The sequence below is a fragment of the Flavobacterium sp. genome, assembly GCF_020217025.1.
In the GTDB taxonomy this organism is placed as follows: Bacteria; Bacteroidota; Bacteroidia; order Flavobacteriales; family Flavobacteriaceae; genus Flavobacterium.
In genome coordinates this window covers 1-10,000 of sequence record NZ_JAIWOF010000212.1, presented here as the reverse complement: position 1 = coordinate 10,000, position 10,000 = coordinate 1, and the positions used below count along the sequence as shown (strand labels likewise).

8 protein-coding genes are annotated in these 10,000 nt (G+C 31.7%); 5 read left to right on the top strand and 3 right to left on the bottom strand.

Features of this window, described 5'->3' with window-relative positions; all coding sequences use genetic code 11:
- A partial coding sequence (locus LDL23_RS11060) for an aminotransferase class I/II-fold pyridoxal phosphate-dependent enzyme (RefSeq protein WP_291265756.1) occupies positions 1-753 on the top strand: 753 nt, incomplete at its 5' end.
- 56 nt (positions 754-809) lie between these two features.
- Here the strand turns inward: LDL23_RS11060 and LDL23_RS11055 are convergent.
- Both LDL23_RS11055 and LDL23_RS11050 read right to left on the bottom strand, forming a co-directional pair.
- A complete protein-coding gene (locus tag LDL23_RS11055; RefSeq protein WP_291265755.1) occupies positions 810-1,931 on the bottom strand; it encodes a GTP cyclohydrolase in 1,122 nt (373 codons plus the stop codon).
- A 1-nt stretch (position 1,932) separates the two neighbouring features.
- Positions 1,933-2,901 carry a transporter gene (locus LDL23_RS11050; protein ID WP_291265754.1) on the bottom strand — a complete coding sequence of 323 codons (969 nt, stop codon included), beginning with the start codon at positions 2,899-2,901 and terminating at the stop codon, positions 1,933-1,935.
- Positions 2,902-3,008: 107 nt separating this feature from the next.
- Between LDL23_RS11050 and LDL23_RS11045 the strand changes: the two genes are divergently transcribed.
- The 4 genes from LDL23_RS11045 (at position 3,009) to LDL23_RS11030 (ending at position 8,698) form a co-directional block, all read left to right on the top strand.
- A complete protein-coding gene (locus LDL23_RS11045) occupies positions 3,009-3,263 on the top strand; it encodes a DUF4834 domain-containing protein (protein ID WP_291265753.1) in 255 nt (84 codons plus the stop codon).
- Positions 3,264-3,353: 90 nt separating this feature from the next.
- Complete coding sequence (locus LDL23_RS11040; protein WP_291265752.1) at positions 3,354-5,855, top strand: YfhO family protein; 2,502 nt, start codon at positions 3,354-3,356, stop codon at positions 5,853-5,855.
- 56 nt (positions 5,856-5,911) lie between these two features.
- The gene (locus LDL23_RS11035; RefSeq protein ID WP_291265751.1) at positions 5,912-7,207 is read left to right on the top strand and encodes a glycosyltransferase family 4 protein; all 1,296 of its coding nucleotides are present in this window, start codon (positions 5,912-5,914) and stop codon (positions 7,205-7,207) included.
- 18 nt (positions 7,208-7,225) lie between these two features.
- The gene (locus LDL23_RS11030) at positions 7,226-8,698 is read left to right on the top strand and encodes a lipopolysaccharide biosynthesis protein (protein WP_291265750.1); all 1,473 of its coding nucleotides are present in this window, start codon (positions 7,226-7,228) and stop codon (positions 8,696-8,698) included.
- Positions 8,699-8,940: 242 nt separating this feature from the next.
- On the opposite strand, the gene LDL23_RS11025 is transcribed toward LDL23_RS11030, so the two are convergent.
- Positions 8,941-9,633, bottom strand: a complete 693-nt coding sequence (locus LDL23_RS11025) for a hypothetical protein (protein WP_291265749.1) — start codon at positions 9,631-9,633, stop codon at positions 8,941-8,943.
- Positions 9,634-10,000: the final 367 nt, after the last annotated feature.

Genomic DNA, 10,000 nt, shown 5'->3' with positions numbered 1-10,000 from the left:
CAACGTGCTACTAAAATGGCTACGGAAACAGGAGGTGGAATCTTATTCATTACTGAAGGTGTTTTCGGAATGCGAGGACAACAAGGTAAATTGAAAGAAATTGTAGCAATGAAAGAAAAATACAATTTCCGTTTATTAGTTGACGATGCACATGGTTTTGGTACATTAGGTAAAACGGGTGCTGGAGCAGGAGAAGAGCAAGGTTGTCAAGATGGAATTGATGTGTATTTCTCAACTTTTGCAAAATCAATGGCTAACATTGGTGCATTCGTTGCAGCAGATAAAGATATTATCGATTATTTAAAATACAATTTACGTTCTCAAATGTTTGCAAAAGCGTTGCCAATGATTCAAACTATTGGTTCATTAAAACGTTTAGAGTTATTACGTAATTCATCTGAAATTAAAGATAAATTATGGGTAAACGTAAATGCATTACAAAACGGATTAAAAGAAAGAGGATTCAATATTGGTGATACAAATACTTGTATTACACCAGTATATTTAGAAGGTTCTATTCCAGAAGCGATGGTTATGGTAAATGACTTACGTGAAAACTACGGAATTTTCCTTTCTATTGTTGTATATCCTGTAATTCCAAAAGGAATTATCTTATTAAGAATGATTCCTACTGCTTCACATACTTTAGAAGATATTGCTGAAACTTTAGCAGCTTTTGAAGCTATTCGTGAAAAATTAGTAAACGGAACGTATGCTAAAATTGCAGAAGCAAGTGTTCAAAATGTAGAGTAAGCCTTTATAAATAAATACATATAAAAAAGGGATTCAATTTGAATCCCTTTTTTGTTTTATAATAATTCCTTTTTATATGTTCTTCTTCTCTTATTGATTTTAGAATTAAAATGTTTCCATAAATTATGAATGGCATGATTTTCTTCTAATTCTGGAGTTCTGATGCAAGTCTCAATTCCTTTTGCTTGACACACTTTATAGTATTCATCAAAAACAATAGCTGTAACACCTTTACTTTGATATTCAGGTGTAACACCAATTAAATAGAAAACAACTTCTTTTGAATGTTTACGTGCTTGTAACAAATGATAAAAACCAAAAGGGAAAAGTTTTCCGTTTGCTTTTTTAAGTGCTTGAGCAAAACCAGGCATTACAATTGCAAATGCAACCATATTGTCGTACTTATCCATTATGAATTTAATAAATTCGGGATTGATAAAACCAATATATTTTTTTTTGAAATATTCTTTTTGAATATCATTGATTGGTACAAATGATTGTAGTTTAGAATAAGTTTCGTTAAACAAATCAAACATTTTATCCACATAAGGCATAATGTCTTTTGTTTTTGTGAAATTTAAGCAACGTAATTCATATCTTTTTTTAATTAACTCGCTAGCTTTTTGAAAAGGTTCAGGATTAATATTGCTGAAAGAAAAATTACTTTCAATGTATTCTTTTTCTTTAACTAATCCGAGTTGTTCAAAGTGAGTGATATAATAAGGTAAACTGTACCAAGTAATCATGTTTCCCAATTGGTCAAAACCTTCAGATAATACACCAACTTTATCTAGGTTAGAGAAACCCATTGGACCTTCCATGTGATCCATGTTGTGTTTTCTGCCTAATTCTTCTACTTTATTTAAAAGCGCTTTCGTTACTTCGATATCATCAATAACATCAAACCAACCAAAACGGACTTTTCTTTTTTCTAATAGATTAACTTCTTCCCAATTAATTATCGCTGCAATTTTACCTACAATTTGATTGTCTTTATAAGCCAAATAAAAATGAGCTTCAGCAGTTTTTAACACTGGATTTTTTGTTTTGTCAAAAGTTTCTAATTCTTCTGCAATTATTGGCGGAATCCAATATGGGTTATTTTTATACAATTCGAAAGAAAACATAACGTAATCTTTCATTTCTTTTTTGGTAAGGGCTTCTTTAATTGTTATCATTTTATTCTACTGCATCTTTTCTTTTCTTCGCTTCTTTTTCACCTTTTTTCTTCATTTTTTTGTCGGTTTTAGTTTCTGTACCGGGTTTTGCCATTTGAACTTCTTCATAATTATCTGCAAAACGCCATGAAAAACCAATTCCGGCATTTAATAAACCAGGAGTATCTTTAAGGTTTTTTCCTAATGAAGCATCAACTTGCATGTTTTTGTCAAACAAAAAGGCAGCTCCAATTCTGAAAACACCGTCGCTGTAATAATCACCCATATAGCCTTGATTTTCAATAAATCCCGACCATTTTGCATTGAAACCTCTGGTTAATGTTAAAATATAGTTGATAGAAGCAAAATCGGTCCCTATTTTATCGTAAGTTAAGTTCGTCACTAAAACCCATCTGCCTCCAAAATGATTTTGAGCAATTGCTGTTACTTTTGGACTAAAGCTAGGCTCTTTTATATCTGCCGGAGCATAATTAAAAGGAGTATCGCCAACATTGAAATTTGCTCCAGCATACATTGAAAAAGCCGGAATAAATTGTCTCCATTTGAATTTTTTGTTAGCTTTCCAACTGTAGATGTTTTCTTTTTCTACATAGTTTTTAAATGGATCGTAGATTAAATATTTCGCTCCTAATGTCAATTGTTTGAAACCGTTTCTTTTCTCTTCAAAATTACCAACGGTAAGTTTATCGCTCTGATATTGAATGTCAGCAATAACTTCTAATTCTTCTTTCCAAACACCATATCGAATGGCTAATTCTCCGATAAATCCTTTTGCTTGATATTCTAAAAGATCGTGATCTTCTGAAACATAAGTTACGCCCGTTTCGGTTTGAATGATTTTTTTACCAACAGCATAAGCCATCATCGATTTTCCTGGACGATTAGAATTAATTTCATCCGTAAATTGGCCAAATGTAATTTGTGAAGTAATCCCGAAGATTAAAATAAAAAGTACTTGAATAGATTTCATAGAAAAAGATTTATCTCCAAAAATAGTTATTTTATCATAATTTTAAGAAACAAATTTGAAGTTTTCCCAACCAATATCTGTATTTTTGAATTTTAAATTTTATTAGCATGGAAATGGCTTCACTTACAGGATTGATTAAAACGTTATTTTACATCATTCTGTTTTATTATTTGTTTAAGTTTTTAATGCGAATTTTTGCTCCAATTTTAATGCAAAAGGCAGTAAATAAAATGCAAGAACAAATGCAGGAACAGTACAGACAACAACAAGAACAACAAAATAGAACTTCTCAAGCAAGTGCTCCAGCCCCAAAACCTAAAAAAGAAGTGGGTGAATACATTGATTACGAAGAAGTGAAATAATTGTTAGTTTAACAAGATTACTCCAAAGGATATTTTAACAATATCCTTTTTTTAATTACTTTAGCGCCTTATATTCATTATTTACTACACATGAAAAATATCAAAGCATTATATCCTCATTTATTGGTTTTAGTAGGGTTTATTTTGGTTTCCCTAATTTATTTTTACCCAGTTTTACAAGGAAATAAAATTTTCCAATCCGATATTGTTCAATATACCGGAATGGCTAAAGAACAAAATGATTTTAGAAATGAAACGGGTGAAGAGCCGTATTGGACAAATAGTGCTTTTGGAGGAATGCCAACGTATCAATTAGGTGCTAAATATCCAAATGATGTTATTGGAATGATAGATGATGGGTTACGATTTTTACCTCGCCCAGCGGATTATTTATTCCTTTATTTCTTAGGGTTTTATGTGTTGTTGATGGTGTTAAAAGTAGATCCGTTAAAAGCGTTTTTTGGAGCGCTGGCATTTGGATTTTCAACGTATTTGATTATTATTTTAGGAGTTGGACACAATGCTAAAGCACACGCCATCGCTTATATGCCAATGGTAGTTGCCGGAGTTTTATTGGTTTTCCAACGAAAATATATAATTGGAGGTTTGCTTACTATGGTAGGAGCAGCATTAGAAATTAATGCGAATCACTTCCAAATGACGTATTACTTATTACTCTTATTAGCGATAATCGGAGTGTATTATGTAGTAATTGCAATTAAGAATAAGGAATTTAAAGAATTAGGAAAAATTATTGGAGTATTTGCTATCGCAGGAATTTTAGCCATCGGAGCCAATGCAACCAATTTGATGGCAACGTCAGAATATGCCAATCACAGTATCCGTGGAAAAAGCGAATTAACGTTTAACGCAGATGGTTCCAAAAACACCGAAGATTCATCCATGAAGTATGAATACATAACGGAATATAGTTATGGTGTTACGGAAAGTTTTAACTTAATTGCACCACGTCTTTTTGGAGGTGGAAATGGAGAAGAATTAGATGAAAAATCAGCATTATATGAGTTTTTATTGAATTATGGCGCTACACCACCAGAAGCCTTACAAACGGTTCAATATTACGGAAAAACATATTGGGGAGAACAGCCAATTGTAGAAGCGCCAGCTTATATTGGAGCAATTGTGTTTTTCTTAGCGGTTTTAGGATTGTATCACGATAAGCGAAAAGTTAAATATTTATTTCTAGCTGGAGCCATTCTTTCTTTATTGCTTTCATGGGGTAAAAATTTTGATGCTTTGACGAGATTCTTTGTTGATTTCGTGCCTTTGTATGATAAATTCCGTGCGGTTTCTTCTATTCAAGTAGTATTGGAACTATGTTTTCCAGTGTTAGCAATTATGGGACTTCAATCGTTTTTTACTTCGGAAAAAGAAATACAATGGACCAGTTTATGGAAAGCGGCTGCGACTAGTTTAGGATTAGTAGTTGTTTTATACTTGGCTAAAGGATTCTTTAATTTTTCAGCTCCAATCGACCAACAATTGATGCAAATGTTTGGTGAAAGCCAAGATAAATCATTCGGAATCAATTTTATAAATGCCTTAAAAGAAGATAGAATGAATTTCTATACTAGCGATTTAATGCGTTCAGGTTTATTCATGTTAGCTGTAGCGATTGTTTTATGGTTGTATATCCAAAACAAATTGGCACAAACTACAGCTGTTGTATTGGTTGGATTCTTTATGGTTTCCGATTTATTTATGGTCGATAAACGTTATTTGAATAACAATCCAAGTCAATTTAGAAGTGCTCGCGAAGTAGATATGCCTTTTGAGCCTACCGATGCTGATAAACATATTTTACAAGATACTTCAAATTACAGAGTATACGAAATTCAAGGAAGATTGCAAGGAAGAACGTCTTACTTCCATAAAGCGGTTGGAGGTTATAGCGCTGTGCGTCCTAGAAGAGTTGACCAGTTATTTGAATATAACATTGAGAAAAACATCGAAAAATTAGCAAGTTCAATAGATATGCAAACTTATAGTTTTACAAAAAGCAATCCGGTTTTGGATATGCTAAATGTAAAATATGTAATTGTTCCTACTGGTAATGGCGACGTTCCTGTTGCTAATCCTTTTGCTAATGGAAATGCATGGTTTGTGGAGGAATTTAAATTTGCGAAGTCAGCAGATGAAGAAATAAAGGCTCTAGATACTTTAAATACAAAAAAGCATGCAATAATTAATAATCCTGATTTTGGGCCATTTTTTAAACCAGATTTCAAAAAAAATTATGTTGTTGATTCGTTAGCACAAATTAAATTAGTGAATTACAAACCAAATCATTTAAAATATACTTCTAACAATACAAATGAAGGATTAGCGATTTTCTCGGAGATGTATTATGAAAAAGGTTGGAATGCTTACATAGATGGGGAAAAACGTTCAGTAATAAGAGCAAACTATGTTTTAAGAGCATTACAAATTCCAGCAGGAAAACACACCATAGAATTCAAATTTGAACCAGAAGTGGTAAAAACAGGAAGTACAATAGCCCTAATCAGTTCTATTGGAATGCTTTTATTGATAGGAGCAGGAGTTTATTTGGAGAGAAAAAAGAAGATTTAAGATTGATGATTAACAATTTTTGATTTTTGAACTTGAATTTGTAATTGAACTTGACATTGAAACCAACAAAAAAAATACTCATTATATCGTATTACTGGCCACCAGCAGGAGGTCCAGGTGTTCAGCGTTGGTTGAAATTTGTCAAATATTTACCTGATTTTAATATAGAACCTCACGTTTATATTCCTGAAAACCCAACGTATCCGTTGCTTGATGAGAAATTATTGAGTGAAGTTTCAGATAAAGCAATTATTATCAAACAACCGATTTTTGAACCTTACGGATTGGCTTCAGTTTTTTCAAAAAATAAGACCAAAAAAATCAGTTCCGGAATTATTCCGAATCAAAAAAAGCAATCGTTTGTAGAAAAAGCAATGCTTTGGATTCGTGGTAACGTTTTTATTCCCGATGCAAGAGTATTTTGGGTGAAACCTTCGGTTAAATTCTTGAAACAATATCTTCAAGAGCATCAAATCGATACGGTAATTACCACTGGTCCGCCTCATAGTTTGCATTTGATTGGTTTGCAATTGAAAAAAGAACTCAATATTACTTGGTTGGCCGATTTTCGTGATCCTTGGACTACAATTGGTTATCACAAACAATTAAAACTAAGTTCTTGGGCAGCTAAAAAGCATAAAGATTTGGAGGAAGAAGTCATGACGACTTGTGACCGACTTTTAGTAACGTCTCCAACTACAAAAACCGAATTTGAAGCCATTACTTCAAAACCAATTGAAGTCATTACAAATGGTTATGATGTGGAAAAAGTGAATAAAAAACCTTTAGATGAAAAATTCACTTTGGCACACATTGGTTCATTTTTATCGGCAAGAAATCCAAGAATTTTATGGAAAGCGTTGAAAGAATTGACCAAAGAAAATCCAGAATTCAAAAAACAATTCCAATTAAAATTGATAGGAGCGGTGAGTGCTGAGGTGCTTCAAGCAATTAAAGAATTTAAGTTAGAAAAATATGTGAATCATTTGGGCTATTTGCCACACGATGAAGCGATAATCGAACAAAGAAGTTCGCAAGTGTTATTACTTATCGAAATTGACTCAGAAGAAACCAAATGTATCATTCCTGGAAAATTATTTGAATATATGGTTTCTGAGCGACCAATTATCGCCATCGGACCAGAAAATGCAGATTTTGCCCAAATCATAAAAGAAACCAATACGGGAACTTTCTTCAAATATGACGAATTAGAAGCATTAAAAGCGCAAATTCTGACCTGTTTCGAGCAGTTTCAACAAAATAATTTAAAAGTATATCCAGTAGGTTTACAACAATACAGCAGAAAATCATTAACTGAAAAGTTAGTCAAACTGCTTATCACTAATCACTAATTACTATTCACTAAGAATATGGGAATTGTCATTAAACAATCAATAAAAAACACGATCATTACTTTTGTTGGTTTTGGAATTGGTGCGATTAACGTAATGTATATGTATCCTGTTTTTTTAGGAAAAGAGTATTTAGGGTTAACAAATTATATTTTTTCAGCAGCAAATATTTTATATCCAATTTTATCTTTTGGAATTCAAAATACACTAATTAAATTTTTTAATGAAAACAATAAAACGGAGGAAGATTTGAGTAGGTATTTTACTTACATGCTATTACTGCCTTTGTTTGTTATTATTCCTTTCTTTTGTTTGTTCTATTATTTCTATGATAATATTGCCTTATACGAATCTTCAAAAAATACAATAGTTTACGATTATGTATGGGAAATTCCACTGATAGCTTTGTTTATAGGTTATTTTGAGATTTTTTATGCTTGGTTAAGAGCTCACATGAAATCTGTTTTTGGTTCATTTGTCAAAGAAGTCTTTGTTCGTGTTTTGGTTACCATTTCGCTTTTTGCGGTTTATTTTAAATGGATTTCGCTTCCAGAATTTGTTCATTCTTTAGTGATAATTTATGGGATTAGTTTGTTGGTCATTATTTATTATGCTAATAAAATTAAAAGAATTCAACTGAATAAGAAATTACCAAAACAAACAAAGCAAATTTTTGTTTTTACCATATTTATAATTTTATCGGCAAGTGTCGCGAATATGCTTTTGGATATTGATAAATACATGATTAATCAATTTTTAAAAATTGAAAATATTGCATTTTACTCCTTAGCGGTTTATTTGGCTATGGTTATTTCGGTTCCGCAGCGAGCAATGCATCAAATTACGTACCCAATTACAGCTAAATTGATGAGTGAAAACAAGTGGGAAGAGTTAAATCAGTTATATAAAAAATCCTCATTAACCCTTCAAGTAATAGGTGGATTGATATATGTTGGAATATTAGTCAATATCAAACAATTATATGAAATTTTGCCAGATGAGGGTTATGATCAAGGTTTATTTGTAGTATTTACTATCGGACTATCTAAATATTTTGATGTTGTTTTAGGAAATAATAATTCTATTATTTTTAATTCGAAATATTACAAAATGGTTTTGTTTCTAGGAGTTTTATTAGTTTTTGTTGTTGTTGGATTGAATTTTGTTTTTATTCCCATGTATGGGATTAATGGGGCTGCTTTAGCTACATTAATTACTATTGGAATGTATAGTTTAGCCAAATTGCTGTTTGTTGTGCTTAAAATGAATTTATTTCCGTTTACTAAAAATACGGTAGTAGCATTATTTTTAGCATTAGTGAGTTTTGGAGTATTCTATTACTGGGATTTTAGCTTTCATCCTTTTGTAAATATTGTCTTGAAATCGATTTTAGTAACCATTTTCTATTTAGGATTGAGTTATTATTTTAAGGTTTCTTCAGATATCAATTTTGTGATGAACTCTGTTTTCAAGAGAATATTCAAAAAATAATAGCTGGCAAAGACGCTAAGTTTTTAAACATATAAGTCATTTAAGTTTTGTTTTCTATGTTTACTTTGTAAAGTAAAACGTCTATATTCATTAGCCAAACCTGTGATTCTAGGTGTCTAAAAGTTCAGATAGGTAATTTTTTGAACTTGATTTTTGTATTTGTTCTTGCACTTGAATACAAAAAATCCTGCTTCATCTTCCCAGAATCCACAGGATTTAAAAACAAACTAACCAACCAATTATTATTTATCTTTTTTCATTTCTAAAGTTTCTCTTTTGATTTCTTTTACGTCATCATTTGTCATTTTTGCTTTAGAGCCATCTTTTTTGTAGTAGTAATAGTCATCGTCACTTTCGTAATCATCATCATAATCGTCATCGTAGACATAACCACCATTTCCTCCAGAATAATGCTCTCCTCTTGGGTTGTAAACATATCCGCTGTTTGCATAGTTGATAAAACCATATACATCTACAATTCTTCCTCTTCTGTCGTACATAATTCTCATATTCCCAACTCTAGTTACTGCAAAGCTGTTATAGCTCATGTAGATGGTTCCAATGCGTTTTACTCTTCCAAAAGCGTCGTAGTTGATGTATACATTTCCTACGCGTCTTACTCTACCAAAGTTATCATGCTCAACACGGATTCCTCTTTCAGAAGTTCCATAATAACCTCTTGTTCCAGGAGCTCCATTTGTACCGTTTACAGCGTATCTAGGTCCTGATGGTCTTGTGTTGAAGTCGAATTCTCCATTTGGAAACAACATAAACTCAATTCCGCGTTCTCTGAAGATAATTGGCTCTGCATCTCTATAATCGATGTAATATCCTCTTCTGTTTGTGTTGTCAGAAAAAACAGGATTTTCTGACGCTAAAGCCATGTTCCCTACCAGAAGGATACTGGCTACTACTAAAAGTGTAATTTTTTTCATGATACAACAATTTAAAAATTTAGCAACTCAATTTTAAAACTCGTTTCTAAAACTTGTTGCTTGATTAGGTATTTCCAATTGCTGTGCCAAACTCAAAATAAGTGTTGTAAACGATTTGTTAATGAGTTGTTATTAATTTTAACGCGTTAATAATTTTAAATTTTAACAGGACTTTTTTATTAAAAATGAGATTGACTTTTTTTGTTGACTTTTAAAAGACTACTTTTGAAAATTGTATTTTAAAGAAAAAATTATGAAGCAATTTTTATACATTTTGATGTTTGCTGCAGTCGGAATTTTTGCCATAATTGAGCAATCAAAACCAGCTCCAAATCGATTTATTATGATAGGAGCAATGGCTGTTTTT

Excerpts from the sequence above, each read along its gene's own strand:
- LDL23_RS11055 (WP_291265755.1), bottom strand. The coding sequence starts at position 1,931 with ATGATAACAATTAAAGAAGCCCTTACCAAAAAAGAAATGAAAGATTAC.
- LDL23_RS11030 (WP_291265750.1), top strand. The coding sequence starts at position 7,226 with ATGGGAATTGTCATTAAACAATCAATAAAAAACACGATCATTACTTTT.
- LDL23_RS11045 (WP_291265753.1), top strand. The coding sequence starts at position 3,009 with ATGGAAATGGCTTCACTTACAGGATTGATTAAAACGTTATTTTACATC.
- LDL23_RS11050 (WP_291265754.1), bottom strand. The coding sequence starts at position 2,901 with ATGAAATCTATTCAAGTACTTTTTATTTTAATCTTCGGGATTACTTCA.
- LDL23_RS11025 (WP_291265749.1), bottom strand. The coding sequence starts at position 9,633 with ATGAAAAAAATTACACTTTTAGTAGTAGCCAGTATCCTTCTGGTAGGG.
- LDL23_RS11040 (WP_291265752.1), top strand. The coding sequence starts at position 3,354 with ATGAAAAATATCAAAGCATTATATCCTCATTTATTGGTTTTAGTAGGG.